Origin of the sequence: Pedococcus cremeus, from assembly GCF_900111375.1 — a bacterium.
Classification (GTDB): Bacteria; Actinomycetota; Actinomycetes; order Actinomycetales; family Dermatophilaceae; genus Pedococcus_A; species Pedococcus_A cremeus.
In genome coordinates, this window is sequence record NZ_FOHB01000003.1 from 107,086 (window position 1) to 132,757 (window position 25,672).

Sequence of the window (25,672 nt, forward strand, 5' to 3'; positions counted from 1 at the left end):
CAAACGTGCACTTCTCCCGGGGTGGCACTTCGGGTGGAGCGGCCCTTTATCGGGTGACCCGATAAAGGGCCGCTCCCGTCTCCGACAGAATGGGCGCGTGGAGAACGAGACCCTGGCCGGGCAGCTGCTGGTGGCCACCCCCCAGATCGGGGAGGGCGTGTTCCACCGCAGCGTCGTGCTGCTGCTCCACCACGACGCCGACGGCGCCCAGGGCGTCGTGCTGAACCGGCCCATGGAGGCGCCCGTCGACGCGGTGCTGCCCATGTGGCAGGAGCACGTCACCCCGCCGGCGGTCCTGTTCGAGGGGGGCCCGGTGGGCCTCGACACCGCCCTCGGCCTGGTGACCGTGCCCGGCGACAGCGAGGAGCCGATGGGGGTCAAGCGGCTCTTCGGCGGCGTCGGCCTCGTCGACCTCGACACGCCCCCACCGCTCGTGGTCCCCGAGATCGCCGGGCTGCGGATCTTCGCGGGGTATGCCGGGTGGTCACCGGGGCAGCTCGAGGACGAGGTCGAGACGGGCAGCTGGTACGTCGTGGACGCCGAGGCCCGCGACGCCTTCAGCGACCACCCGCTCGAGATGTGGAAGCGCGTCCTGCGCCGGCAGCGTGACCACCTCGCCCTGGTCTCGACGTTCCCGCCCGACCCGGAGATGAACTGAGCCGGTCGACCAGCGCCTACACTCGGCGGCATGAGCGACCCGCAGATCCCTCTGGACGACCCGCACGCCCCCCAGGCCCAGCCCTCGACGTCGACGGCCGTGCTCGAGCGTGAGCAGGTCGAGGAGCAGCTGCAGGAGCCCGGCGACCACGAGCGCTTCTCGCACTACGTGCGCAAGGAGAAGATCCTCGAGAGCGCGCTGTCCGGCGAGCCCGTGACCGCCCTGTGCGGCAAGGTCTGGGTCCCCGGCCGCGACCCGAAGAAGTTCCCCGTCTGCCCGGTCTGCAAGGAGATCTACGACGGGCTGCGGGCACCGCAGGACGGCGGCGAGTAGCTCCCGCTTTGGCGGAGTCTTTACCGAATCCGGGGCTCCGCAAGGCCGACCTGCCGAGCAGACCGACCTAGCGTCCTTCGGGTCAGCACCGTGCCACACGATGGCGCGGCGACCCGTGAAAGGACGCCCATGTCAGCACGCGCCCGTCTCGCCCTCTCCGCCCTGCTGCTCGCCGCGGCGGGCGTGGCCGCACCGGCAGGCGCCCAGGCCGTCACCATGGCCGGCACCGACAGCGTCGCCCCCGAGTGCGCGACGCACACCGACAGCGTCAACGCGGGCCGTGCGGCCGCCGGAGGCAACCGCAAGGACCCGCACGAGCTCACCGCGGCCCAGACCAGGGCCATGGAGGCCGACCTGTCGCGGGCCCTGGCGGCCAAGGGCTACACGAAGGCCCCCAACGGCGAGGCGCGCAAGCCCGGCGGCGGTGGGGCCTTCGCCGCGGCGACCGTCAAGGTCTACTGGCACGTCATCACCGACGGCACCAACGGCAAGCTGACCTCCAGCGACATCAGCGGCCAGCTGAACGTGCTGAACAGCGCCTACTCCAGCAGTGGCTTCAGCTTCGCGCTGGCCGGCACGGACACCACGACCAACAGCCAGTGGTACAACCTGCGCAACGGCTCCAAGCAGGAGCGCGACATGAAGCGCACGCTGCGCAAGGGCACCATGGCCGACCTCAACATCTACAGCGCCAACCTGCAGGGCGGCCTGCTGGGCTGGGCCACCTTCCCGAAGTCGAGCTACGACGCCATGGACGGCGTGGTCATCCTCGACGAGAGCATCCCCGGCGGCTCGGCGGCGCCGTACAACCAGGGCGACACCGCGACGCACGAGATCGGGCACTGGCTCGGGCTCTACCACACGTTCCAGGGCGGCTGCACCGGCAGCGGCGACTACGTCGGCGACACGCCGGCCGAGGCCTCCGCGGCCTACGGCTGCCCGACCGGGCGCGACACCTGCTCGGCGGCCGGGCTCGACCCGATCAAGAACTTCATGGACTACACCGACGACGCCTGCATGAACACCTTCTCCTCGGGCCAGCAGGTCCGCATGCAGAACTCGTGGGCGGCCTACCGGGGGTGACGAACCACCCTCGAATCCCTCTGGGATAGCACACTTCGGGGCCCCGCCGGTGATGGCGGGGCCCCGGCATGTCGTCCCCGGGATCCGGTTATCGTTGCCCGCCTATGAGTACTGCGGCTGCCTCGAACCTGTCACCAGCGTTCCCGGAGAGGGCCGCCTGGGGGACCGCGTCGAAGCTGCGCGCCTGGCAGGCGGCCGCGCTCTCGATCTACCTCGAGCAGGCCCCTGAGGACTTCCTCGCCGTCGCGACGCCCGGGGCCGGCAAGACCACCTACGCGCTGCGGGTGGCCACCGAGCTGCTCGGTCGCGGCGAGATCACCGCCGTCACCATCGTGGCGCCGACCGAGCACCTCAAGACGCAGTGGGCCGACGCAGCCGGGCGGGTGGGCATCCACATCGACCCACGCTTCTCGAACTCCTCGGCGCGGCACAGCCACGAGTACGACGGCGTCGCCCTGACCTACGCCCAGGTCGCCAGCCGCCCGTCGCTGCACCGCACCCGCACCCAGGGCGAGCGGACCCTGGTGATCCTCGACGAGATCCACCACGGAGGCGACAACCTCTCCTGGGGTGACGCCATCCGCGAGGCGTTCGAGCCGGCCGTGCGCCGCCTGGCCCTCACGGGGACGCCGTTCCGCTCCGACACCTCCCCGATCCCGTTCGTCACCTACGAGCCGGACCGTGACGGCATCCGCCGCTCCTCGGCGGACTACACCTACGGGTATGCCGAGGCGCTGCGCGACGGGGTCGTGCGGCCGGTGCTCTTCATGGCCTACGGCGGCGGCATGCGCTGGCGCACCAAGGCCGGCGACGAGATCGCGGCCCGCCTCGGTGAGCCGCTCACCAAGGACGCCATGGCGCACGCCTGGCGCACCGCCCTGGACCCCAAGGGGGAGTGGATCCCTGCCGTCCTGGCGGCCGCCGACAAGCGGCTGACCGAGGTGCGGCGGGGCGTTCCCGACGCGGGCGCGCTCGTCATCGCCTCGAACCAGACGGCGGCCCGCGCCTACGCCAAGATCCTCGAGGGCATCACCGGCAAGAAGCCGACCGTGGTGCTCTCCGACGACGCCGGTGCCTCGGCTCGGATCGAGGAGTTCTCGGCCAGCGACGACCGCTGGATGGTCGCGGTGCGCATGGTGTCCGAGGGCGTCGACGTGCCCCGCCTGTGCGTTGGCGTCTACGCCACGTCGACCTCGACGCCGCTGTTCTTCGCCCAGGCCGTGGGCCGCTTCGTGCGGGCCCGCAAGCGCGGCGAGACCGCCTCGGTGTTCCTGCCCAGCGTGCCGGTGATCCTCGAGCACGCGGCGCGCCTGGAGGACGAGCGCGACCACGCCCTCGACCGCCCCAGGACGGAGGACCCTGAGGCGTCGATGTGGTCGGAGGAGGACGCGCTCCTCGCGGCCGCCAACCGGACGCTGAAGACCGCCGACCTCGACGCACCCGGGTTCGAGGCGCTGCAGTCCGACGCCGAGTTCGACCACGTGTTGTTCGACGCCAAGCAGTTCGGCCTCAACGCGCAGGTCGGCTCGGAGGACGAGCAGGAGTACCTCGGCCTGCCCGGTCTGCTCGAGCCCGACCAGGTCGCGATGCTCCTGCACGAGCGGCAGGCGGCCCAGAACACCCGGCGGCCCAAGAAGGCCGAGGAGCCGGTGGCCGCGCACCGGGCGCTCGCGGCGCAGCGCAAGGAGCTGAACAAGCTGGTGTCGGCGTACGCCCGCAAGACGGGTGCGCCCCACGCGGTTGTGCACACCGACCTGCGCCGGGCGTGTGGCGGGCCGGCGCTCGACGAGGCCAGCTCCGACCAGGTGACCGCCCGCATCGAGAAGATCCGCGCCTGGTTCGTCGGCCGGCGCTGAGCCCGTCGTTCGCCGAGCACTTCGGCTCGCTCTGCCCATCGACTCGCCGAGCCCTTCGACTCGCTCCGCTCGTATCGACCCCCGCCCCGCGTGGTCGGGGCTAGCGTGGTCGGGTCGTGCCTGATCGTGGCGCGGGAGAGCGAGGACGGGACATGACCAACCACGTGTACGGCGTCTCCGAGGTCGTCGGGAGCTCACCTGACGGTGTCGAGGCGGCGGTGAACAACGCCGTCGGCAAGGCCGCGCAGACCGTGCGGCACCTCGACTGGTTCGAGGTGTCGAACATCCGCGGCCAGCTGGTCGACGGCGCCGTCGCCCACTGGCAGGTCACCGTCAAGCTCGGCTTCCGCATCGAGGACTGAGCGCACCGGCCGGGCGCGTGCGCGCTGGTCGCGGCACCGCGCACGCACCCGGCGGCGTGGGGCCGCCCGGTGGTGACTAGTCGCGGTCCCAGCGCTCCCGTTCACGGATGACCGGGCGCGCGTCGAGCTCCTCGGTGACGATGTCCTGCACGATCCGCATGAGCCGGTCGGCCTCACGGCGGATCTCCGGCAGCGGCCGTCCCGAGCGGGCCAGTCCGCCCAGCCTCAGCTCGACGTACTGCAGGCCCACCCGACCCACCTCGGTCAGGCGCGTGCGGCCCGGCGAGGCGACCACGACCTGGTAGGCCACGGCAAGCGTCTCGCAGCGGCGGCAGTGGTCGTTGACGGCCACGGCGAGGTTCTGGGCGTCGACGTCGGTGGGGCGGCCGTCGGCCAGCACCACCTGGAAGGAGAGGGACACGGCACGGCAGCCGTCGCAGGCGGCATAGGCCACGGCGGCGTTGCGGGCCGTGACGCGGTCGGCGTCGGTGTGGTGCACGCCGAGCCCCGACGCGCCTCGACGGGTGCCGTCGCGGGTGAGCTCCAGGACCTGCTGGTCGGTGAAGGTGACCGAGCGGGCGTCTGGTGCGGTTCCGGATGCCGCTGCCGCACTGGCCGTCGCCGGCAGCCCGGCCAGCGCGAGCGTCGCTGCCACGACGGCCGCGGCCCAGCGCAGCCGTCGGACCATCGCGCGGCTCACCGGGACCCCTCGACGGCCTGGCCGCGACGGGGGCGGCTGACGGCGAACGAACGGCCCACGGTGGCGGCGAGCTCGAGGTAGGCGTCACGGGTCTCCCGCCGCAGGTCGCCGAGGCTGGTGTGCGCCCCGGCCTGCAGGGTGACGTCCCAGGGAATGTGCACCACCGCGGAGCAGCGGGCGGCGAAGTGCTGGTCGATGCGGTCGAGCTCGAGGGGTCCCTCGCCGTGGACGGCGTTGACCACCGCGACGGCACCCTCGACGAGGTCGGCGTGGCCGTGCTCCTCGAGCCAGTCCAGCGTCATCGCGGCGACCCGGGCGCCGTCGAGGGCGGGCGGCATGACCACCACGATCTGGTCGGCCTCGGACAGCACGCCGCGGATGGCGCTGTCGAGGATGCCCGTGCCCGTGTCGACGAGCAGCAGGTTGTAGTGCCGGTCGAGCACGTCGATGGCCGTGCGGTAGTCGTCCTCGCCGAGGGCCTGGGTGATCCGCGGGTCGTCGTCGGACGCGACCACCTCCAGCCGGGAGTCGACCGCCTGGGAGGTGTAGCCGCGCATGTCGGCGTAGCGCTCGATGTACTGCCGCTCCTGCAGCAGGTCGGTGACCGTCGCGGGCGACTCGCGGCGCATGCGGTGCGCCAGGCTGCCGGCGTCGGGGTTGGCATCGAGCGCCACCACCCGGTCGCCGCGGTGGGTGGCGAAGGTGTGGCCGAGCATCAGAGTCGTCGTGGTCTTGCCCGCACCGCCCTTGCGCGAGAGCACCACGACGCGGCGGCAGCCGCGGATCGGTGTGCGGACCTGGGCCAGCAGGTCGATCTGCCGGCGCTCCTCGGCACCCGGGCCGAGGTTCACGGTGCCGCCGGTCACGGCATACACGCCTCGGCGCCAGCCACGGCTGGCCGGATGGGTCCGGCGGCGCAGCATGGCCTCCTCGGTGAACTCCGACGCCGTGTGCGGGCCCGGGGCACCCCACCCCGGCTCCTGCGGAGCAGGTGCGGCAGGTGGGGGGCTCGCCGGCACCGGCGTCGGCGGTGCCGAACCCCGTGGTCCCGGTGGGCGCTCGGACTTCTGTGGTGGCGCCGCCACCCCGTGAGTGGGCGGTGGTGGGGTGGGTGGCGGCGCCGCCGGCTGGGTGGGTGCTCCCTCCATCATGGGCAGCACGGGCGCAGGCTTCGATCCGGACATCGTGACCTCCGAGGGTGGACGACCCGCGGTCGGCGGGCCGGGGACGAGGGAGGGCCGGGCGACCCGGCCCACGAGGGCCGCCAGCAGGCGGCGGCCGATGGTGAGGAGCAGCAGCGCGAGCCCCACCAGGGGCAGCGGCAGCAGCAGCACCGACAGCGTCGAGAGCACCGTCTGGGCGACGTCGCCGGAGCGCACGGCCGACAGCAGGTGCGCGACGTGCTGCTGCTCGGCGGCCCAGACCGCGGCGAGCATCGCGGGGGCGTTCCAGACCAGCAGGCACAGGAGGACGACCATGACGGGGACGGCGGTCAGCACCCACAGGGTGACGACTGCCCGGGCCGCCGGTCGCAGCTCACGCACCCGTGGGCCGGGCTCTCGACCGGGCACCAGGCTGGCGAGGATGGGGCGGATGCGCGAGAAGAGGTCGGGCACCCCGACGCCGTCGGCCACCACGAAGTAGCCGTCGAGGCGCGCGAGCGGCAGCAGTTGCTGCAGGAGCTCGAGGTGCACGAGGGCGACCGCGAGCACGACGACGTCCCACCCGGTCCAGGCGTGCACGCCGACGAGCCCGAGCGCGAAGAGGGCGTTGAAGTAGACGCCGCCGAGGTCGGTGCGCACCCGTCCGGCGCGGCCCAGCCGGTAGGACGCGGTGACGTCGGTGTAGAAGGCCGGGTAGACGACGTAGACGGCCATGCCGATCGCCCCCGGCTGGGCGCCGCCGTAGCGGCAGGCGGCCGCGTGGCCGAGCTCGTGGAACAGGGTCGAGGCCAGCAGCACCGCGAGGAGGGCGAGCAGCAGCGTGGGCGTCCGAAGGGTGGCGGCGAAGGCCGCACCCGGGTCGACCGACTGCAGGAGCCGCACGTCGGCGACGACCAGGGACGAGAGGGCGACCACCACGACGGCCGGGTGGAACAGCGGCGCCAGGAGGTGGGCCAGGGCCTGCACCACGGGCGCCGGCAGCAGGACGCGGCGCATGCGCAGTGCCAGCACGGGACGCGCGGTGGGCGGTGCCGCGCCGGCACCAGCAGGGTATGCCGTGCCGGCCTCTCTTCCCGGGGGCGGCGGTGCGACGGCCGGCCGCGATGTGTCATCGGCGGTTTGAGGGGACTCACTTTCCGACCGGTGCGTCGCTTGGGGCGCCTGGCCGGACAGAGGCGCCGGGTGGGCGGGTGCGGCGATGCCCATGGGGCGCAGCCGCTGCTCGAGGAGCAGGTCCAGGCCCCCTGTCGTGAGGGTGCGGCCGTACTGCGCGCTGACCCGGTCGGTGACCTGCTCGGCCGTGCGCCGGCCGTCGAGCGCCAGCGCCACCAGGAAGAGCAGGCGGCTGACCTGGAGCAGCTGCCCGTCACCGCGCTCGACCAGGTAGTGCGGCTCGGTGAAGCCCGGTCCGCCGAACTCACCGAGCAGCCGCACGCCGGCCGCCAGGCGGGGCGGGGCGGCAGCAGTCCGCGTCGGCTGGGTCGCTGACGACACCGGCTCGGCAAGCTCCCGCGACGAGCCTGCGCTCATGGACACCCCCTCGGTCGGATGGGGGCCCGGCGCTCTCGCACCGGGCTCCCACCGGATCGGTCGTCAGGCCTGGCTGACCGCGACCAGCTGGTTCGCCGAGGCCCACGCCGACGACCCGAGGGAAGCGGCGTTGACGGCGATGGCGAGGTTGACCGCCGTGACGTTGGCGAAGTTGAACAGCGCGAGGGTCTCCCGTGGTGGGAGCAGCTCGACCGACGTCGCCTCCAGCTCGGCGATGGACAGGTGCTCGTGCATGGGTGTTGCTCCTTCCAGCCGTACAGCACTGGTGTGGTGGGCTCTTGTGGGCGTCCAGCCGTCAGAGCTGGTTCACGAGGACCGCCTGGTTCGCGTACGCGGTGGCGGACGACAGGAAAGCGCCCGAGTTCATGGCCAGGGCCACGTTGGTCGCGCTGACGTTGGCCCAGTTGGTGCCGAAGAGGCCGTGCCCCAACGAGAGCGTCTCTCGCGTCGGGAGCAGCTCGACCGCCTCGTCGAGGAGCTCCTCTGAAGTGAAGGTCGTCATGGTGTTCACCCCCTTCTCCTGCTCGTGTTGTGTCACGTCGTCCCATCAAGGCCTTCGGGTGTCACCAGGTCGTGCCCCGGTCGCGTCGTATCCGTCGCCGGCCCGTCCTTGCTGCGGTGCGGCGGCAGCACTGCTCCGTTGCCGTTCCGTGACCGGGGGATCGGCCGCTCTACGCCTTTCGCGGTATGTGTGCGGGGCCGGGACGCGCCATCGTGATGCGGGTAACGCGGGTTTGCCCGCGTTGGCACCGAGGAGCCCTCGTCGTGCTCGGCTCGCAGCGGAGCAGCCGTTTCGCGTAGGGATCGCCACACCACACACACCAGCAACGAGCAGCAGCAAGGGGGTGCACCGACATGAGCACGGGGCACAATCAGCCAGCCGGTTGGTCGCTGCGGCTGCTCGGCGGCTTCGAGCTGGTGGGTCCGCAGGGCACCGTGGAGGTGCCCCCCGGTGTGCAGAAGCTGCTCGCCTACATCGCCCTGCAGGGCCGTTCCGTGACCCGCAGCCGGGTCGCCGACGACCTGTGGCCCGAGGTGGATGCCACCCGCGCGGCGACGAGCCTCCGCTCCGCGCTCTGGCGAGTCAACCGGCTCGGGCCGTTGCTGGTGGCTGGGCCACAGACCATCCGGCTGTCGCCGGTCGTGGCCGTCGACGTCACGGACCTCGGCGAGATGGCGGCTCGGCTGCGCGACGGGGCCGTCGACGACGCGCCCTTCCTGGGCAGCTTCAACCTCGAGCTGCTGCCCGGCTGGCAGGACGAGTGGGTCACCTTGGAACGCGAACGGCTGCGCCAGCTCGAGCTGCAGGTGCTCGACTCCCTCGTGGAGCAACGGGTCGAGCGGGGGCGGCTCGGCGAGGCGGTCGACGCGGCGATCCGGGCCATCCGGCTCGAGCCGCTGCGGGAGTCCTCCCACCGCGACCTCATCCGCATCTACGTCGCGGCCGGCAACCGCACCGCGGCGCTCACCCACTACGAGGGGTTCGCGAAGCTGCTGCACCGGGAGCTCGACATCGCCCCCGAGCCGGCGACGACGGCGCTCGTGCAGCCGTTCCTGCGCTCGCGGCCCCAGCGGCAGCGCTCGCGTGCGCAACCGCGTGGCGGAGGACGCCCCAGTGGGTCACGACCGGCCTAGTCGGGCTTGCTGCCCTAAGCCGGTGCGGTGCCTGACGCCGCCGCCTCGGTGACCAGGGGGAGGGTCCGGTAGTCGATGCGGGTCGCCAGCGAGATGACGGTGGAGGCCCGGATGACGTGGCGGTCGTCGACCACCTGGTCGATGACCCGCTGCAGGTCGGGGTTGTCGCGGGCGACGACGCGTACGAGCAGGTCGCCCGAGCCGGTGATGGTGTGCGCCTCGAGCACCTCCGGGATCGACGAGAGGTGGGCGACGACGGGGGAGTGGCCGCGCCCCTGCCGGATCTCCAGGGTGCAGAAGGCGGACACGGGGTACCCCATGGCCGCCGGGTCGAGCTGCGGCGCCCAGGACCGGATCACCCCGCGCTCGGCCAGCCGGTCGAGCCGGGCCTGCACCGTGCCCCGCGCGACGCCCAACTCCCGCGAGGCGCCCAGCACCCCGACCTGCGGCTGGGCGGTGAAGAGCGCGATGAGGCGGGCATCGAGGTCGTCGAGGGCGGCCGGTGCGGGAGAGGGCATGAGCAGATTGTGCAGTGGAGAGCGCCGAACGGCCAGCACTGTGCGCATTGTGCGCAGCGGATGCGGGCACAGTTGCACATGGCTGGACCCACCGCCACGCTGCCGCCTATGACTGACACCACCCTGGACCTGACCCCGCAGGAGCGCGAGGCCAACCTGGACCTCGACCAGCTCAAGCAGCTCGTCGGCCTCGTCGAGTACGACGAGAGCAAGGACCCCTTCCCCGTGACCGGGTGGGACGCCATCGTCTTCGTCGTCGGCAACGCGACGCAGACCGCGCACTACTACCAGTCCGCCTGGGGCATGGACCTCATCGCCTACGCCGGCCCGGAGAACGGCCAGCGCGACCACAAGTCGTTCGTGCTGAAGTCCGGCTCCATCCGCTTCGTCATCAACGGCGCCGTCTCGCCCGACAGCCCGCTGATCGCCCACCACGCCAAGCACGGTGACGGGGTCGTCGACATCTCCCTCGAGGTGCCGGACGTCGACAAGTGCATCGAGCAGGCCAAGCGGGCCGGCGCCCGCGTCGTGCGGGAGCCCGAGGACCTCACCGACGAGCACGGCACCGTGCGGATCGCCTCGATCGCCACCTACGGCGAGACCGTGCACACCCTGGTCGACCGCTCGCGGTACACCGGCCCGTACCTGCCCGGCTACGTCGCCCGGTCCTCGACCTACGTCAAGCGCGAGGGCGCCCCGAAGCGCCTCTTCCAGGCCCTCGACCACATCGTCGGCAACGTCGAGCTCGGTCGCATGGACGAGTGGGTCACCTTCTACAACAAGGTGATGGGCTTCGTGAACATGGCGGAGTTCATCGGCGACGACATCGCCACGGACTACTCCGCCCTGATGTCCAAGGTCGTCGCCAACGGCAACCACCGGGTGAAGTTCCCGCTCAACGAGCCGGCGATCGCCAAGAAGAAGAGCCAGATCGACGAGTACCTCGAGTTCTACAACGGCCCGGGGGCGCAGCACCTGGCGCTGGCCACGAACGACATCCTCCGCACCGTCGACGAGCTGCGCGCCAACGGCGTTGAGTTCCTCGACACCCCGGATTCCTACTACGAGGACGCCGAGCTGCGCGCGCGCATCGGCGAGGTCCGCGTGCCGATCGAGGAGCTGCAGAAGCGTGGCATCCTCGTCGACCGTGACGAGGACGGCTACCTGCTGCAGATCTTCACCAAGCCGCTCGGCGACCGCCCCACGGTCTTCTTCGAGATCATCGAGCGCCACGGCTCGCTCGGCTTCGGCAAGGGCAACTTCAAGGCCCTCTTCGAGGCCATCGAGCGCGAGCAGGAGCGCCGCGGGAACCTCTGAGCCGCAAGCTTTTCCGCACCGAGGAGCCGGTATGCCGCGTGGTCACCACGCGGCATACCGGCTCCTCCTGTGTGAGGCCGGACGTCAGGCGGCGGGGACCTTCTCGCGCTGGGCGAGGCGGGCGTTGCGGCGCCCGTAGCTGAGGTAGAGCACCACGCCGATGACCATCCAGACGGCGAACCGCAGCCACGTCTCGACCGAGAGGTTGGTCATCAGGTAGAGGCAGGCGAGCGCCGACAGGGCGGGGATGACGGGGGAGAAGGGGACCCGGAAGGGGCGCTCCATGTCGGGCCTGGTGCGGCGCAGGATCGGCACGGCGATCGACACGATGATGAACGCGAAGAGCGTGCCGATGCTGACGAGGTTGGCGAGGGTGCCCAGCGGCACGAAGCCGGCCAGCACCGCCACGAAGACGACGGTGATCGCGGTGATGCGGTAGGGCGTGCCCCACTTCGGGTGGACCTTGGCGATGGCGGGCGGCAGCAGCCGGTCGCGGCCCATCGAGAAGCCGATGCGGCCCATCGCCACGATGTCGACGAGGATCACCGAGGTGAGCCCTGCGACCGCGGCGATGGAGATCAGCGCAGCGGCCCAGCCGGCGCCGACGGCGTCGAAGGCGCTGGCGATCGGGGCGCCCTCGTCGATCTTGCGGTAGTCGACCATCGCGGTGATGACGAACGAGACGCCCATGTAGAGCACGGTGCACAGCGCCAGGGTCCCGAAGAGGCCGACGGGCAGGTCGCGGCTGGGGTTGCGGGTCTCCTCGCCGAGGTTGGCCACCGCCTCGAAACCGGTGTAGGCGAAGAAGACGACAGCGGCGGCCGTGAGCACCCCGGCGAAGCCGAACGCCGTGGGCTCGAGGCCGAAGACCGCCTGGCTGAGCGGCTGGGCCAGCCCGGAGGTGCCCTTCTCCACCGGCTCCGAGGCGGGGATGAAGGGGGTCAGGTTGGCCTTGTCGATGAAGAAGAGGCCGGCGATGACGACGAAGGCGCAGATGGCGACCTTGACGACGACGAGGGCATTGGTGACCCGCGCGCTCTCGCGGATGCCCAGGGTCGCCACCGCCCCGAGCACCAGCACGATGGCGATGGCCCCGATGTTGACGGTGGCCTTCTCGCTGAACAGCGTCGGGGGAAGGTCGAAGAGGTTGGCGAGGTAGCCCGACCAGCCGCGGGCCACCACCGCCGCACCGAGGGCGAACTCGAGGATGAGGTCCCACCCGATGATCCAGGCGAAGATCTCGCCGATGGTGGCGTAGGCGTAGGTGTAGGCGCTGCCGGCGGTCGGCACGGCGGAGGCCATCTCGGCGTAGCAGAGGGCGGCCAGCAGGCTGACCAGGCCGGCGATGCCGAAGGAGATCACGACTCCGGGGCCGGCGTGCTGCTTCGCCTCGACACCGGTCAGGGTGAAGATGCCCGTGCCGATGACGATGCCGATGCCGAACCCCATGAGGTCCTTGGCGGTCAGGCGTCTCGCGAGCCGGTGAACGGCCCCCTCGTGGCCCGAGCCCTCGACAGGGTCCGCGGCTTGGGCAAGGACGTCCTCGACGGGTTTGGTCCGCAGGACCGAGTCCGTGGTGCTCATTCCGACCACGGTAGGGGGAGGTGCTGCAGGCCGCACACGATGCGGGTCTCGGCCCAGCTCGGTGGGGCGAGCCCGGCGCGAGTCCCGGCCCGGCTCCTCAGGCGAGTCCCGGCTCCGGATCGGGCGGTGCCGCGTGAGAGGCTGGCGGCATGGCGAACCCGCAGTCGCCGGGCTGGTACGACGACCCGGACAACCCGCAGCAGCTGCGGTACTTCGACGGCGTCGTGTGGACTCGGCACACGTCCCCGCGCAGCACCCGGCCGGCTTCCGGCCCCGTCGCCCCGCAGCAGAGCGCTCCTGAGCAGCTGGCCGCCCCCCAGGGCGCCCAGTCGTGGGGACAGCACCCGCAGTACCCACCGCAGCAGTACCCACCGCAGCAGGCGCCCGGGCAGCGGCCTCCGGGCCAGTACCCCTACGGTGAGCAGCCCCACGGCCGGGGTGGCTGGAGCAGGCCTCCGGCCCCCACGTCCTACGGCACGCAGGCGCGCACGCCCGACGGCGAGCCGCTCGCCGGCTGGTGGAAGCGGGCCGCCGCCCGGATCATCGACTGGATCATCGTCTGGGTGGTCGCGCTGCCCCTGACCGGCTACTTCCTCTATCGCGCGTTCGCCGAGCTGTGGCCCGCCGTGCAGGACTACGCCAAGCAGGTCGAGGCCGGCAACAGCAGCGCGGTCACGCCGAGCGCGACGCCCGAGATGGTCAAGTGGCTGGTCGGCTACTCGGTGCTGCTCACCCTGGTGGCGACCGTCTACGAGGTCTTCTTCACCACGCGAAGCGGTGCGACGCCGGGCAAGAAGGCGCTCGGCCTGCGGGTGCGGCTGCGCGAGCAGCCCGGACCGCTGCCGGTGCAGGCCGCGCTGCAGCGGACGGTGATCCCCATCGGCGGAAACCTCTTCGCCAGCCTGCCGCTGCTCAGCCAGCTGGTCGGGCTGCTCCAGGTCGCCGATGTGCTGCTGCCGCTGGTCAACGAGCGCAAGCAGGCCATCCACGACCTGATGGCCAAGACCAACGTCGTCGACACCCGCAAGTACTAGCGGGCGGCGCGGGCGGCCCCACCTGCGCGGCCGGCCGGCGCGACCGGCGGCTCAGCGCTGGCGAGCCGGCTGGATCGTCCCCGTCACCTCGTCGAGGCCGACGCGGCTGCCGCCGGGGCCGGGCGCCCACGCGCGAAGCGTGACGACGTCGCCGTCCTCGAGGAAGCCGCGGGTCGTGCCGTCGTCGAGGGAGAGCGGCTCGGTGCCGTTCCACGTCAGCTCGAGCAGGCTGCCGCGGGTCTCCTTCTGCGGACCCGAGATGGTGCCGGAGGCGAAGAGGTCGCCGTTGCGCAGCGAGGCGCCGTTGACGGTCAGGTGCGCCAGCATCTGCGTCGGCGACCAGTACATGTCGCGGTACTCGGGGCGCGCGACGACGGTGCCGTTGATGACGACCTCGTAGTGGATGTCGAGGCCGAACACGCTGCGCTCGTCGCCGCGCAGGTAGGGGAGCGGCTGCGGGTCCTGGCCGGGCAGCGGCACGCGCGCGGCCTCGAGGGCGTCGAGGGTCACCACCCACGGCGAGACGCTGGTGGCGAACGACTTGCCCAGGAACGGGCCGAGCGGCACGTACTCCCAGGCCTGGATGTCGCGGGCGCTCCAGTCGTTGAGCAGCGTGACGCCGAAGAGGTGGTCGGCAGCCTCGGCCACGCCGACCGGCTCGCCGAGGGCGGTGGCGCCGCCCACGACGAAGCCGAGCTCGGCCTCGATGTCGAGGCGGATGCTGGGGCCGAACGTGGGCGCCGGCTCCGAGGGCGCCTTGCGCTGGCCCTGCGGGCGCACGATGTCGGTGCCGGAGACCACGACCGTGCCGGACCGCCCGTGGTAGCCGATCGGCAGGTGCTTCCAGTTGGGCGTCAGGGCGTCCCCGTCGGGGCGGAAGATCTTCCCGACGTTGGTGGCGTGGTGCTCACCGGCGTAGAAGTCGACGTAGTCGGCGACCTCGAAGGGCAGGTGCATCCGCACCTGGTCGAGCGGCACGAGGTGCGGCTCGATCGAGTCGCGGCGGGCTTCGTTGGTCAGCTGCTCCACCAGCCAGGCCCGTCCGGCCGTCCATGCGTCGCGGCCCTCGGCGAGGAAGGCGTTGAGGCTCGGCTGCAGCCACACCTCGCCGGACTCCATGCCGCCCAGCTCGGCGGCGGCGCCCGCGTCGAGCACCCAGTCGCCGATCCGCACCCCCACCCGCGGCGTGCGGTCCGCGGTGGAGAAGACGCCGTAGGGCAGGTTGTCCACGCCGTAGGGGTGGTCGGCGGGCAGGTCCAGCCAGGTGGTCACTTACATCTCCTCGACGAGGTTGAGCTCGGACAGTTCCGTGACGGGGTCGGTGACGCCGCAGCACCCGTATGCCGTGAAGAGCGCGCGCACGCGCTCCGCGTCCGCCGCGGTGAGGGCGGCGACCTCCCGGGCCAGCGGCTCGGGGTCACGCGCGGCCAGCAGGGGGGCCAGCGACTCGGGGTGCAGCCCGTCGACGGCGCCCGCCACGGCGCACAGCACGTTGAGCAGGCCGTGCTGCTCCTCGGCGTGGTCCTTGACCGTGTAGGTGCCCCGCACCACGTGGTGGAGCCCGCCGGTGAGCTTGAACGGCAGGCGCCGTGCGGTGGCGGCGTGGAGGAAGGCGGCCAGCTCCTCCTCGTCGGGCCACGCCCAGGCCGGGGTGGCGCCGGTGCGGAACTTGGCCAGCACCGAGCCCGAGACGGCCGTCCCGGAGGCGCCGGCCTCGGCGAGGTCGTCGAGCGCGCGGACCTGGTCGGTGCCCCGGGGCACCTCGAGCACCAGCGCAGGCACCTGCTCGAGCACGCCGAGGTCGAGGTCGCGCCACTCCGGGGTCCAGCCGACCTCGACGGCCGACACCTGCACCTGGGGGTGCTCGCGCAGCAGGTGCAGCGCGTCGGTCACCGTGTGCAGCGGGGTGCCGGGACGGGCGATGAGGCCCACCCGCAGCGGCTCGGCGGCCTGCGGCACGAGCTCGACCAGCGCGGCCGCGTCGGAGGCGGGCACCAGCAACGGGCCGATGAGCGCGGCATACCGGCTGGCGCGGTGGGCACGGTGCTCGCGCACGGCGTCGGGCAGGGGCGCGAGCCCCGGTGGGAAGACGGCCGCGTCGTCGATGAGCGCTGCGAACAGGGCCGGCTCGGCAGGCGAGCTCGCGGCTGCGCCCGACAGCGGTGTCATGGGGGTGAGGCTACTAGGGTGGCGCTCGGGCACACCCCCCGCCCGGAACGACCCATCGGCAGGCCTGACCACAGTGAGGTGGAGCAGTGGCGCACTACCAGCAGCAGGGCGACATCCCGCCCAAGCGGCACACCCAGCACCGGCGGCCCTCAGAGGGCGGCAACGGCGGCGAGGGCGCCAAGGGGGAGCTCTACTACGAGGAGCTCATGGGCGAGGAGGGCTTCTCCTCCGACTCCTCGCTGCTCTACCACCGCAACATCCCCTCGACCATCGCCGGCGCCCGCGAGTGGGAGGTCGGTGACCTCAGCACCACGCCGAACCACCCGCTGGTGCCCCGCCACCTCAGGCTGCACGACCTCTTCACGGCCGAGGAGGTGGCGAGCACCGACGTCGTCACGGGCCGCCGCCTGGTGCTCGGCAACGGCGACGTGCGGATCTCGTATGCCGTCGCCGGCGCCACCAGCCCGTGGTACCGCAACGGGATCGGCGACGAGTGCGTCTACGTCGAGCGCGGTGCCGCGCGCGTCGAGACGGTCTTCGGCGCGTTCGACGTCGCCCAGGGCGACTACCTGGTCATCCCGCGCGCGACCACGCACCGCTGGATCCCCGTCACCGACGGGGAGGAGCCGCTGCGCGCCTACTGCATCGAGGCCAACAGCCACATCGCGCCGCCGAAGCGCTACCTCAGCAAGTACGGCCAGTTCCTCGAGCACGCCCCCTACTGCGAGCGCGACCTGCGACCGCCCGTGGGGACCTTGCTGGCCGAGGACATCGGGGCGGACCCGGCCGAGGAGACCGAGGTCTTCATCAAGCACCGCGGCAACGGGCCCGGCGGCATCGTCGGCACGGTCCACACCCTGCCGTTCCACCCGCTCGACGTCGTCGGCTGGGACGGCTGCCTCTACCCCTACGCGTTCAACCTCCGCGACTTCGAGCCGATCACCGGCCGCGTGCACCAGCCGCCGCCCGTGCACCAGGTCTTCGAGGGCTGGAACTTCGTGATCTGCAACTTCGTGCCCCGCAAGGTCGACTACCACCCGCTCGCGGTGCCGGTGCCCTACTACCACTCCAACGTCGACAGCGACGAGATCATGTTCTACGTCGACGGCGACTACGAGGCCCGCAAGGGGTCGGGCATCGGGCGCGGCTCCATCTCGGTGCACCCGGGCGGCCACGCCCACGGCCCGCAGCCGGGGGCGAGCGAGGCCTCGCTGGGGGTCGAGTACTTCGACGAGACCGCCGTCATGGTCGACACCTTCCGCCCGCTCGAGCTGGGCGAGGGCGCCCGTGCCGTCGACGACGGGAAGTACGCCTGGTCGTGGTCGGGCGGACGTGGAAGCGGCCCCGAGTCCGGCGGAGGCGACTTCTCCATCGGCTGACCCGACCTCTCGGGCGACGCGCTGGTCGCTAAGGCCGGGGGAGCGCCACCAGCGCCTGCTGGGGAAGCGCCACCAGCGCCAGGACGGTTTCACCACCGCAGGTCAACGGAGGGGAAATTCTTGCCGATGTCGGTTCCCTCGCCGGGCCCCGCCGCCTAGTGTGTCCACGCGCGTGCGCCGACCAGGCCCACGCCTCTCGTGCGCCGGGTCATCCCCGGCACCCGCCTGAACTGGAGGCAACCCGTGTCCGACAAGTCCACCGCAGCCCTGGCCACCCTCGCCGCGTCGGAGCACTCCCGTCGCGCGATGCTCGGCATGGCCGTCGTCGGCGGCGCCAGTGCCGCCTTCCTCTCCGCCCCGGGCCGCGCGTCGGCCGCCCAGAACAAGGGACCGGGAGGCGGTTCGGGCACCTTCCGCCTGACCGTGATGGGCACCACCGACACCCACGGCAACGTCTTCAACTGGGACTACTTCAAGGACGCGGAGTACACCGACAGCAAGAGCAACGACATCGGCCTGGCCAAGATCGCCACGCTGGTCAAGGCGGTGCGTGCGGAGCGCGGCACGGAGAACTGCCTCCTGCTCGACGCGGGTGACACCATCCAGGGCACGCCGCTGTCCTACTACTACGCCAAGATCGACCCGATCACCGGCGGCGCGAAGCACCCCATGGCCACCGCGATGAACACCATCGGCTACGACGCGGCGGCGCTCGGCAATCACGAGTACAACTACGGCCTCGAGACCCTGCGCGCCTTCGAGGAGCAGTGCGACTTCCCACTGCTCAGCGCCAACTCGCTCGACTGGAGCACCGGCGCCCCCGTCTTCCAGCCGCACCTCATCCGCAGCTTCAAGGTGCCCGGTGAGGCCAAGCCGGTGAAGGTCGGCATCGTCGGCCTGGTCACCCCCGGTGTGGCCATCTGGGACAAGGCCAACGTCGAGGGCCGGGTGAAGTTCGGCGGCATCGTCGAGCAGGGCAAGGTCTGGGTGCCCAAGCTGAAGCAGGCCGGCTGCGACATCGTCGTGGTGGCCTGCCACTCCGGCGCCACGCCCGGCTCCTCCTACGGCGACGCCCTGCCCTTCCCGGAGAACGCCTCCACGCAGCTCGCCCAGGAGGTGCCCGGCATCGACGCGATCCTCGTCGGGCACGCCCACGAGGAGATCATCGAGCGCGTCGTGAAGAACAAGGCCACCGGCAAGGACGTGCTCCTCACCGAGCCCCTCAAGTGGGGCATGCGCCTGGCCGTTCTCGACTTCGACATCAGCAAGGTGGGCGGCCGGTGGACGGTGGCGCACCAGCACGCCACCCTGCTGAACGCCAACACCGTCGCGGAGGACGCGCAGGTCAAGGGCCTGCTCCAGCAGGACCACGACATCGTCGTGACCTACGTGAACTCCGTGATCGGTTCCTGCACCTCCGCCATGTCGGCGCAGACGGCGCGCTTCGAGGACACGGCAGCGCTCGACTTCATCAACTACGTGCAGGGCCTGGTCGTGCGGGAGGCGCTGGCCGGCACCCCCGAGGCGAGCCTGCCGATGCTGTCGATCGCCGCACCGTTCAACCGCGACGCGGCGATCCCTGCCGGCGAGGTGACCGTCCGCGACGTGGCGGGGCTGTACATCTACGACAACACGCTGCTCGGCATCAAGCTGACCGGTCAGCAGGTCAAGGACTACCTGGAGTTCTCGGCGACCTACTTCCAGCAGGTCGACGGCAGCAAGGACACCTACCTGCCCGACGAGGTCACCAACGCCAAGACGGCGCTCGCCCCGAACGGCACGCCGGACTACAACTACGACGTCATGGCCGGCCTCGACGCCTCGCTGTCCTACGACATCGACCTCGCCAAGGCGCCGGGCAGCCGCATCACGAAGCTGACCTACGACGGCCAGCCGATCGACCTCGCCGGCGAGTTCATCGTCGCGATCAACAACTACCGGCAGTCGGGCGGCGGCAACTTCCCCGGCGTCAAGACCGCGCCGGTCGTCTACAACGCCCAGCTCGAGATCCGTCAGGCGATCATCGACTGGGTGACCGACAAGGGCGTCATCGACCCGCCCACCTTCACCGTCTACGACTGGCGACTGGTCGCGAACGGCACGGCGATCAAGGTCGAGGGCGCCTCCGAGGGCGGCCGCCACTGACCCGAGTCCTCGTCACCGGCGCCAGTGGTGCGCTCGGCCGCGTCGTGGCCGCGCTCGCCGCTGACGCCGGCCACGAGGTCGTCGGCACCCGCGTGACGAAGGCGGTCCCGGACACCCGTGTCCGGGACCGCCTTCTCGATGTCCGCGACCGGTATGCCGTTCAGCGCCTGCTCGAGGAGGAGGCACCCGACGTCGTGGTGCACACGGCATACCGGCAGGACTCCTGGGCGGTCACCGCGGTGGGCGCCGCCAACGTGGCGCTGGCGGCGGCTGCCGCCGGGGCGCGGCTGGTGCACGTCTCGAGCGACGTGGTCTTCTCCGGCGCCGCCGTGACCTACACCGAGGACGCCGAGCCCGACCCGGTGAGCCCGTACGGTGCGGCCAAGGCGGCGGCCGAGGTCGCGGTCGAAGCCGTGGCGCCCGACGCCGTGGTCGCCCGGACGTCGCTCGTCATGGGCAGGCCGGACGCGCCGATGGAGCGGCGCGTCGCCGACCTGCTGGCCGGCCGGGCCACCGGCGTCCTGTTCGACGACGACGTCCGCTGCCCGGTCCACGTCGACGACCTCGCCGCGGCCCTGCTCGAGCTCGCCTTCTCGGACGCGACGGGCGTGCGGCACGTCGCCGGTCCCGACGCCGTGAGCCGGTTCGAGATCGGCGAGCTCATCGCACACCGGGACGGCGCCGATCCGTCCGTGCTGCAACGGGGTTCGCGTCGCGAGGCAGGGGTGCCCGGGCCGCTCGACGTGCGGCTCGACGGCACCTGGACCCAGTCGACGCTGCGCACCCGGCTGCGCGGGGCACGGGAGTTCCTCGCGCAGCCGTTCAGCTGAGCGCGAGGCGGTAGCCCCGTTTGACCACGGTCTGCACGAGCCGTCGGTCGGGCACGGCGTCCCGCAGCCGGGCGATGGCCACCTCGGCGGCGTGGGGGTCGCGCGAGTCACCCGGAAGGGTGGCCAGCACCTGCGGCCGGGTCACGACGTCACCGCCGGCCGCCGTCAGGAGGCGCAGCAGCTCCAGGCTGGTGGGGGAGAGCGGCAGCACGTGCCCGTCGAGCAGCGCTACCGTTCGTCGCACCTGGAGCCGTCCGGCGACGGTGCAGACCGCTGCGGTGGCGGCCTCGTCGTAGTGCGCCACCAGCGTGCGGACGAGCGCCCCCAACCTGCCGCGCTCGGGCACGATGGGCTCGACCCCCCTGTCCCGCAGCGGTTTTGCCGTCACGGGGCCGACAGCCGCCGCCACCATGAGGCCCTGGCGCAGCCGGGCCAGCACGAGTTCACCCACGCCGCAGGTCTCCGCCGCCTCCAGCCACGCGTGGGCGCCCGGCGCGGAGGTGAACACCACGGCGTCGATCTCGCCGGCCGCCGCGGCTGCCACCGACGTCGCGAGGGCCTCGGGGTCCGGTGGCGGGCCCCACCGGTAGACGACCAGGCTGGCGACATCGGCCCCCGCGGCGGCGAGCTCGACGTCGAGGCCGTCGGCACCGGCCCCGTGGTGCTGCACCGCGATCCGCTGCCCGGCGACGCCTTCCCGGAGCAGCAGGTCGAGGATCTCGGCCGAGGTCTCCGACTCGGCCACCCAGTCGGCGTGCAGCCCGGTGGCCTGGATGGCGCCGCGGGCCTTGGGCCCCCGCGCGATGAGCCGGGCGCCACCCAGCACCGCGAGCAGGTCGTCGGCCAATCCGGCTGCGTCGGCGGCCTCGACCCAGCCGCGGAATCCGATGCCGGTGGTGACCACGACTGCGTCGGGCGGCTCGGCGACCACCGCCTTGGTGTCGGCCACCAGCTGGTCGTCATGGTCGGTGGGCACGATGCTGAGCGCGGGGGCGTGGCGCACCGTCGCCCCGCGGCGGGACAGGGCTGCGGCCAGCTCACCCGAGCGCCGGTCGGCGGTGACGAGCACGACGCAGCCGGCCATGACCTGCCCGAGGCTGCTGGTGCTCATCCGGTCTCCAGCAGGCCGGTGGCGGCGACCCCGCCGACCACGACGACCGCGGGAGCCTGCACCGCTGCCGCCGCGGCGGCGTCGACGATGCCGCCCAGTGGCGCCCGCGTCGTGCGCTGGGTGGGCAGCGTGCCGTTCTCGACGATGGCGACCGGTGTGGCGGGGTCGGCGCCGGCCTCGAGGAGGTGCGACACGTGCCGCTCGAGGAGGGCGATGCCCATGAGCACGACCAGGGTCGCGGTGCCGTCGACCACACCGGCCACGGCCGCATCGTCGAGGGTCCCGTGCCCGTGCGTGACGTGGGCGCCGGCGACGACCCCCCGGTGGGTGAGGGGGATGTCCGCGGCGGCCGGGACCGCCAGCGCGCTGCTCACCCCGGGCACCACCTCCACGGGTATGCCGTGGGTCCGGCAGGCGAGCACCTCCTCACCTCCACGGCCGAACAGGTAGGCGTCGCCGCCCTTGAGCCGCACGACGTTTCGGCCGAGCGTGGCCTGCTCGACGATGATGTGGTTGATCTGCTCCTGGGTCACCGCGTGGTGGCCGGGCACCTTGCCGACGTCGATGACCTCGACGGTCTCGGGCAGGTCGTCCAGCAGCGAGGTGGGTCCGAGCCGGTCGGCCACCACGACGTCGGCCTCCGACAGCGCCCGTCGGCCGCGCAGGGTCAGCAGGTCGGGTGCGCCCGGGCCACCGCCGACGAGCACCACGCGGCCCGGGTGGTCGGTGCGCCGGTGCGCTCGGAGGTCCAGCGGCTCGAGCTCGAGGACGCTGACCAGCGCGTCCCGCACCGCACGGGCCCGGGCGGGGTCGGCGGTGCCGGTGGAGACGACGCCGACCGCGAGGCCGGAGTGTCTGGCGGTGGCAGGGGTGCGCGCCGTGCCCTGGTCGACGGCGCCGGCGTTGACGCTCCAGATGCGGCGCTCGGTGGCCCAGCCACACAGCGCGGCGTCCGTTCGCGGGTCGCCGGTGGCGGCGTGCACCAGCCACACGCCGTCGACGTCGGCCTCACGCACCTCCCGGTCGACCCAGGTGACGGCGCCTGCCGCCCAGGCATCGGCGAGGTCCTCGCAGACCACTGGGCTGACGACCGTGACCACCGCTCCCTCGGACGCCAGCGCGGTGGCGCGCCGGGAGGCCACCGGGCCGCCGCCCGCGACGAGCACCGGACGCCCGGCGAGGTCGAGGCCGAGCAACGAGGTCATGACGGACCGGACCCGTGGCGCGGCTCGCGGCCGACCAGCACGACCCCGTCGCGGACGACCACGGGGTAGGTGGCGAGATGCACCGGCTCGCGGCCCACCGGGTCGAGGCACGCCCCGGTGCGCAGGTCGAAGACCTGCTTGTACATCGGCGACGCGACGGTCGGCACGTCGCCGCGCGTGCCGACGATGCCGCGCGAGAGGACGTGTGCCCCGCAGTAGGGGTCGTACTGCTGCAGCGCGTGCACCGTGTCGTCGTGGGTGCGGAACAGCGCGACCTGCACGCCGTCGACGAGCGCGGCGGCGCCGCGCTCACGCGGCAGGTCGTCGAGGTGGCAGACCTCCTCCCACACACCGGCGGTGTCGCCGAGGGCGGTCGGGTCGGGGTCGGTCGGGTCGAGGTCGGTCGGGACGGGTGCGGCCGAGCTCGGTGCGGTCGTCGCGGGGGGTGTCATGGGCGGACCTCCAGTGTCGTGCCGGCGATGAGCACCGCGCCGCCCTCTCGTTCCTCCGGGGTGGCGGGCCGGGCCTGGCCGCGTTCACCGACGTAGGCCAGGGAGGGGTCGGGCTCGTCGGGTGCGTTGACGAACGAGGCGAACCGGCGCAGCTTCTCGGGGTCCGCGAGCGTGGCGGCCCACTCGTCCTCGTAGGAGCCGACGTGCGCGGCCATGGCGGCGTCGAGGTCGCCGGCGATGCCGAGGGAGTCCTCGAGTACCACGGCCCGGATGGCGTCCAGACCGCCCTCGTAGTCCTCGACCCAGGCGGCGGTGCGCTGCAGGCGGTCGGCGGTGCGGATGTAGAGCATGAGGAACCGGTCGATGGTGCGCACCAGCGTCTCGGTGTCGAGGTCCTCGGCCAGCAGCCTGGCGTGTCGCGGGGTGAAGCCGCCGTTGCCGCCGACGTAGAGGTTCCAGCCGTTGTCGGTGGCGATGACGCCGACGTCCTTGCCTCTCGCCTCGGCGCACTCGCGGGCACAGCCGGAGACGCCGAGCTTGAGCTTGTGCGGGCTGCGCAGGCCGCGGTAGCGCAGCTCGAGGTCGATGGCCAGGCCCACCGAGTCCTGCACGCCGAAGCGGCACCACGTCGAGCCGACGCAGGACTTCACGGTGCGCAGGGACTTGCCGTAGGCGTGTCCGGACTCGAAACCGGCGTCCACCAGTCGTTTCCAGATGGCGGGAACCTGGTCGATGCGGGCGCCGAAGAGGTCGATCCGCTGCCCCCCGGTGATCTTCGTGTAGAGCCCGAAGTCCTTGGCGACCTGGCCGATGACGAGCAGACCCTCGGGCGTGATCTCGCCGCCGGGGATGCGTGGCACCACCGAGTAGGAGCCGTCCTTCTGCAGGTTCGCCATCACGTGGTCGTTGGTGTCCTGCAGCGTGGCCCGCTCGCCGTCGAGGATGTGGCCCGTGCCGAGCGAGGCGAGGACCGAGCCGATGACCGGCTTGCAGATGTCGCAGCCGCGGCCGCGTCCGTGACCGGCGATGATCTCGCTGAACGAGGTGAGTCCCTGCACGCGCACCACGTCGAAGAGCTGGGCGCGCGAGAGGTCGAAGTGCTCGCACAGGGCGTTGCTCACCGCGACGCCCGACTTCTCCAGCTCGGTGGTGACGAGCCTCTTCACCAGCGGCAGGCACGAGCCGCAGGAGGTGCCCGCCTTCGTGCAGGCCTTCACCCCGGCCAGGTCGGTGCAGCCGCCCTCGGTGACGGCGCAGCGGATGGCTCCTGCCGAGACGTTGTTGCACGAACAGACGGCCGCGTCGTCGGGCAGGTCGCCGGTCGGAGCCGGTGTCGCGCCCTCGGGGAGCAGGTGGGCGACGGGGTCGCCACCGAGCTCACGGCCGACCATGGGCCGCAAGGCGGCATACGCACTGGCGTCGCCGACGAGGATGCCGCCGCGCAGCGTCTTGGCGTCATCCGACATGACGAGCTTCTTGTAGACGCCCGCGACCGGGTCGGAGACGACGACCTCGAGGGCGCCGGGCTCCTGCGCGAAGGCGTCGCCGAAACTGGCGACGTCGACGCCGAGGAGCTTGAGCTTGGTGGAGAGGTCCGCACCGGGGAAGGTGCCCTCTCCGCCGAGCAGCCGGTCGGCCACGACCTCGGCCATGGCGTACCCCGGGGACACCAGGCCCAGGCACCGGCCACCGATGCAGGCGACCTCGCCGATGGCCCAGACAGCGGGATCCCTTGTGCGGCAGGCGTCGTCGACCACCACGCCACCTCGCTCGCCGACCTCCAGGCCTGCGCCGCGGGCGAGCTCGTCGCGGGGCCGCACGCCGACGGCGAAGATGACCACGTCGACGTCGAGCGCCGGACCGTCGGCGAAGTGCATCCTCGCGACCCGGCCGAGGTGGTCGGTGAGCCGGGCCGTGGCGGTGCCGGTGCGCACCGAGACGCCGAGGCCCTCGATGAGCCGGCGCAGCGCCTCGCCGCCGCCGTCGTCGACCTGCAGCGGCATGAGCCGGGGCGCGAACTCCACCACCGTGGCGTCGACGTCGAGGGCTCGCAGCGCGCCGGCGGCCTCGAGCCCCAGCAGGCCACCGCCGACGACGGCGCCGCGCAGCGGGCGGTCGAGCTCGCCGCGCAGCGACTCGACGTAGCTGCGCAGGTCGGCGACGTCGTCGATGGTGCGGTAGACGAAGGCGCCGCGCAGGTCGTGGCCGGGGACCGGCGGCACCGCGGCATACGAGCCGGTGGCCAGCACCAGCGAGTCGTATCCGAGCGTGCGGCCGTCGGAGGTGGTGACCGTCCGCGCCGCCCGGTCGATGGCGGTGGCGGCCACCCCGCGCCGGATCGTGACCAGCGGGTCGTCCCAGATCTCCTGGCCCCCGAGGGCGAGGTCCTCCGGGTCGCGGCCGGTGAAGTACGACGTGAGGGCGACGCGGTCGTAGGGCGCCCGCCGCTCCTCGCACAGCAGGGTGACCGCCCACCGGCCCTCGCCGTCACGGGCGCGGAGCGCGTCGACGAGCCGACGGGCCACCATGCCGCCGCCGACGACGACGAGGTGGTGGGGCGCCTTGCCTCTGGGTTCCATGGCCATGA

23 protein-coding genes are annotated in these 25,672 nt (G+C 72.4%); 11 read left to right on the forward strand and 12 right to left on the reverse strand.

The window, feature by feature from the left end:
* Positions 1–97: 97 nt before the first annotated feature.
* The 5 genes from BMW78_RS06495 to BMW78_RS06515 all read left to right on the forward strand — a co-directional run bounded on the left by BMW78_RS06495 (position 98) and on the right by BMW78_RS06515 (position 4,292).
* Positions 98–658, forward strand: a complete 561-nt coding sequence (locus tag BMW78_RS06495) for a YqgE/AlgH family protein (RefSeq protein WP_091757616.1) — start codon at positions 98–100, stop codon at positions 656–658.
* Positions 659–688: 30 nt separating this feature from the next.
* Positions 689–991, forward strand: a complete 303-nt coding sequence (locus tag BMW78_RS06500; protein WP_091757618.1) for a DUF3039 domain-containing protein — start codon at positions 689–691, stop codon at positions 989–991.
* A gap of 129 nt (positions 992–1,120) precedes the next feature.
* Positions 1,121–2,074 carry a zinc metalloprotease gene (locus BMW78_RS06505; RefSeq protein WP_091757620.1) on the forward strand — a complete coding sequence of 318 codons (954 nt, stop codon included), beginning with the start codon at positions 1,121–1,123 and terminating at the stop codon, positions 2,072–2,074.
* 104 nt (positions 2,075–2,178) lie between these two features.
* The gene (locus tag BMW78_RS06510) at positions 2,179–3,930 is read left to right on the forward strand and encodes a DEAD/DEAH box helicase (RefSeq protein WP_091757622.1); all 1,752 of its coding nucleotides are present in this window, start codon (positions 2,179–2,181) and stop codon (positions 3,928–3,930) included.
* Between the two features lie 152 nt (positions 3,931–4,082).
* Positions 4,083–4,292, forward strand: a complete 210-nt coding sequence (locus BMW78_RS06515) for a dodecin (protein ID WP_091757624.1) — start codon at positions 4,083–4,085, stop codon at positions 4,290–4,292.
* A 76-nt stretch (positions 4,293–4,368) separates the two neighbouring features.
* Here the strand turns inward: BMW78_RS06515 and BMW78_RS06520 are convergent, their stop codons facing one another.
* From BMW78_RS06520 to BMW78_RS06535, 4 genes are all read right to left on the reverse strand, one after another.
* The gene (locus BMW78_RS06520; protein WP_143056171.1) at positions 4,369–4,992 is read right to left on the reverse strand and encodes a hypothetical protein; all 624 of its coding nucleotides are present in this window, start codon (positions 4,990–4,992) and stop codon (positions 4,369–4,371) included.
* Positions 4,989–7,685: a MinD/ParA family ATP-binding protein gene (locus BMW78_RS06525; protein ID WP_091757628.1), complete on the reverse strand. Its 2,697-nt coding sequence runs from the start codon at positions 7,683–7,685 to the stop codon at positions 4,989–4,991. The genes BMW78_RS06520 and BMW78_RS06525 overlap by 4 nt, the downstream gene beginning before the upstream one ends.
* Before the next feature lie 63 nt (positions 7,686–7,748).
* The gene (locus BMW78_RS06530) at positions 7,749–7,940 is read right to left on the reverse strand and encodes a hypothetical protein (protein WP_091757630.1); all 192 of its coding nucleotides are present in this window, start codon (positions 7,938–7,940) and stop codon (positions 7,749–7,751) included.
* Positions 7,941–8,001: 61 nt separating this feature from the next.
* A complete protein-coding gene (locus tag BMW78_RS06535; RefSeq protein WP_143056172.1) occupies positions 8,002–8,208 on the reverse strand; it encodes a hypothetical protein in 207 nt (68 codons plus the stop codon).
* Between the two features lie 353 nt (positions 8,209–8,561).
* Between BMW78_RS06535 and BMW78_RS06540 the strand changes: the two genes are divergently transcribed.
* Positions 8,562–9,341, forward strand: coding sequence for an AfsR/SARP family transcriptional regulator (locus BMW78_RS06540; protein ID WP_091757635.1), 780 nt, complete (start codon positions 8,562–8,564; stop codon positions 9,339–9,341).
* Positions 9,342–9,355: 14 nt separating this feature from the next.
* Here the strand turns inward: BMW78_RS06540 and BMW78_RS06545 are convergent, their stop codons facing one another.
* The gene (locus BMW78_RS06545) at positions 9,356–9,859 is read right to left on the reverse strand and encodes an Lrp/AsnC family transcriptional regulator (RefSeq protein WP_091757637.1); all 504 of its coding nucleotides are present in this window, start codon (positions 9,857–9,859) and stop codon (positions 9,356–9,358) included.
* A 108-nt stretch (positions 9,860–9,967) separates the two neighbouring features.
* Here BMW78_RS06545 and hppD point away from each other — a divergent pair, with 108 nt between their 5' ends.
* Complete coding sequence (gene hppD, locus BMW78_RS06550; RefSeq protein WP_091757639.1) at positions 9,968–11,176, forward strand: 4-hydroxyphenylpyruvate dioxygenase; 1,209 nt, start codon at positions 9,968–9,970, stop codon at positions 11,174–11,176.
* 84 nt (positions 11,177–11,260) lie between these two features.
* Here the strand turns inward: hppD and BMW78_RS06555 are convergent, their stop codons facing one another.
* A complete protein-coding gene (locus BMW78_RS06555) occupies positions 11,261–12,760 on the reverse strand; it encodes an amino acid permease (RefSeq protein ID WP_091757640.1) in 1,500 nt (499 codons plus the stop codon).
* A gap of 149 nt (positions 12,761–12,909) precedes the next feature.
* On the opposite strand from BMW78_RS06555, the gene BMW78_RS06560 reads away from it, so the two are divergent.
* Entirely contained in the window at positions 12,910–13,794 is an 885-nt protein-coding gene (locus BMW78_RS06560) for an RDD family protein (RefSeq protein ID WP_091757642.1), read from the forward strand.
* Positions 13,795–13,845: 51 nt separating this feature from the next.
* Here the strand turns inward: BMW78_RS06560 and fahA are convergent, their stop codons facing one another.
* Together fahA and BMW78_RS06570 are read right to left on the reverse strand one after the other, a co-directional pair.
* On the reverse strand, positions 13,846–15,066 hold the full coding sequence (gene fahA / locus BMW78_RS06565; protein ID WP_091757644.1) for a fumarylacetoacetase: 1,221 nt from the start codon (positions 15,064–15,066) through the stop codon (positions 13,846–13,848).
* Positions 15,067–15,963, reverse strand: coding sequence for a hypothetical protein (locus BMW78_RS06570; RefSeq protein ID WP_091757646.1), 897 nt, complete (start codon positions 15,961–15,963; stop codon positions 15,067–15,069).
* Positions 15,964–16,049: 86 nt separating this feature from the next.
* On the opposite strand from BMW78_RS06570, the gene BMW78_RS06575 reads away from it, so the two are divergent.
* The 3 genes from BMW78_RS06575 to BMW78_RS06585 all read left to right on the forward strand — a co-directional run bounded on the left by BMW78_RS06575 (position 16,050) and on the right by BMW78_RS06585 (position 20,317).
* Positions 16,050–17,342, forward strand: coding sequence for a homogentisate 1,2-dioxygenase (locus BMW78_RS06575; protein WP_091757648.1), 1,293 nt, complete (start codon positions 16,050–16,052; stop codon positions 17,340–17,342).
* Between the two features lie 243 nt (positions 17,343–17,585).
* Entirely contained in the window at positions 17,586–19,487 is a 1,902-nt protein-coding gene (locus BMW78_RS06580) for a bifunctional metallophosphatase/5'-nucleotidase (RefSeq protein WP_245735704.1), read from the forward strand.
* 44 nt (positions 19,488–19,531) lie between these two features.
* Positions 19,532–20,317 carry a sugar nucleotide-binding protein gene (locus BMW78_RS06585; protein WP_245735705.1) on the forward strand — a complete coding sequence of 262 codons (786 nt, stop codon included), beginning with the start codon at positions 19,532–19,534 and terminating at the stop codon, positions 20,315–20,317.
* On the opposite strand, the gene BMW78_RS06590 is transcribed toward BMW78_RS06585, so the two are convergent.
* From BMW78_RS06590 to nirB, 4 genes are read right to left on the reverse strand one after another with little or no spacing between them, the layout of a single operon-like run.
* Positions 20,310–21,428, reverse strand: coding sequence for a uroporphyrinogen-III synthase (locus BMW78_RS06590; RefSeq protein WP_245735706.1), 1,119 nt, complete (start codon positions 21,426–21,428; stop codon positions 20,310–20,312). The two genes, BMW78_RS06585 and BMW78_RS06590, sit on opposite strands and share 8 nt — an antisense overlap.
* A complete protein-coding gene (gene cobA / locus BMW78_RS06595) occupies positions 21,425–22,633 on the reverse strand; it encodes a uroporphyrinogen-III C-methyltransferase (protein ID WP_091757650.1) in 1,209 nt (402 codons plus the stop codon). Before cobA ends, BMW78_RS06590 begins: the two co-directional genes overlap by 4 nt.
* The gene (gene nirD / locus BMW78_RS06600) at positions 22,630–23,085 is read right to left on the reverse strand and encodes a nitrite reductase small subunit NirD (protein WP_091757652.1); all 456 of its coding nucleotides are present in this window, start codon (positions 23,083–23,085) and stop codon (positions 22,630–22,632) included. The genes cobA and nirD overlap by 4 nt, the downstream gene beginning before the upstream one ends.
* Positions 23,082–25,670: a nitrite reductase large subunit NirB gene (gene nirB, locus BMW78_RS06605; protein ID WP_425439042.1), complete on the reverse strand. Its 2,589-nt coding sequence runs from the start codon at positions 25,668–25,670 to the stop codon at positions 23,082–23,084. Before nirB ends, nirD begins: the two co-directional genes overlap by 4 nt.
* Between the last annotated feature and the right edge of the window lie 2 nt (positions 25,671–25,672).

Bases quoted from the DNA above. Each gene is read 5' to 3' on its own strand.
- BMW78_RS06500 (WP_091757618.1), top strand. From the start codon at position 689: ATGAGCGACCCGCAGATCCCTCTGGACGACCCGCACGCCCCCCAGGCC.
- BMW78_RS06505 (WP_091757620.1), top strand. From the start codon at position 1,121: ATGTCAGCACGCGCCCGTCTCGCCCTCTCCGCCCTGCTGCTCGCCGCG.
- BMW78_RS06510 (WP_091757622.1), top strand. From the start codon at position 2,179: ATGAGTACTGCGGCTGCCTCGAACCTGTCACCAGCGTTCCCGGAGAGG.
- BMW78_RS06515 (WP_091757624.1), top strand. From the start codon at position 4,083: ATGACCAACCACGTGTACGGCGTCTCCGAGGTCGTCGGGAGCTCACCT.
- BMW78_RS06525 (WP_091757628.1), bottom strand. From the start codon at position 7,685: ATGAGCGCAGGCTCGTCGCGGGAGCTTGCCGAGCCGGTGTCGTCAGCG.
- BMW78_RS06530 (WP_091757630.1), bottom strand. From the start codon at position 7,940: ATGCACGAGCACCTGTCCATCGCCGAGCTGGAGGCGACGTCGGTCGAG.
- BMW78_RS06535 (WP_143056172.1), bottom strand. From the start codon at position 8,208: ATGACGACCTTCACTTCAGAGGAGCTCCTCGACGAGGCGGTCGAGCTG.
- BMW78_RS06540 (WP_091757635.1), top strand. From the start codon at position 8,562: ATGAGCACGGGGCACAATCAGCCAGCCGGTTGGTCGCTGCGGCTGCTC.
- BMW78_RS06545 (WP_091757637.1), bottom strand. From the start codon at position 9,859: ATGCCCTCTCCCGCACCGGCCGCCCTCGACGACCTCGATGCCCGCCTC.
- hppD (WP_091757639.1), top strand. From the start codon at position 9,968: ATGACTGACACCACCCTGGACCTGACCCCGCAGGAGCGCGAGGCCAAC.
- BMW78_RS06555 (WP_091757640.1), bottom strand. From the start codon at position 12,760: ATGAGCACCACGGACTCGGTCCTGCGGACCAAACCCGTCGAGGACGTC.
- BMW78_RS06560 (WP_091757642.1), top strand. From the start codon at position 12,910: ATGGCGAACCCGCAGTCGCCGGGCTGGTACGACGACCCGGACAACCCG.
- BMW78_RS06570 (WP_091757646.1), bottom strand. From the start codon at position 15,963: ATGACACCGCTGTCGGGCGCAGCCGCGAGCTCGCCTGCCGAGCCGGCC.
- BMW78_RS06590 (WP_245735706.1), bottom strand. From the start codon at position 21,428: ATGAGCACCAGCAGCCTCGGGCAGGTCATGGCCGGCTGCGTCGTGCTC.
- cobA (WP_091757650.1), bottom strand. From the start codon at position 22,633: ATGACCTCGTTGCTCGGCCTCGACCTCGCCGGGCGTCCGGTGCTCGTC.
- nirD (WP_091757652.1), bottom strand. From the start codon at position 23,085: ATGACACCCCCCGCGACGACCGCACCGAGCTCGGCCGCACCCGTCCCG.
- nirB (WP_425439042.1), bottom strand. From the start codon at position 25,670: ATGGCCATGGAACCCAGAGGCAAGGCGCCCCACCACCTCGTCGTCGTC.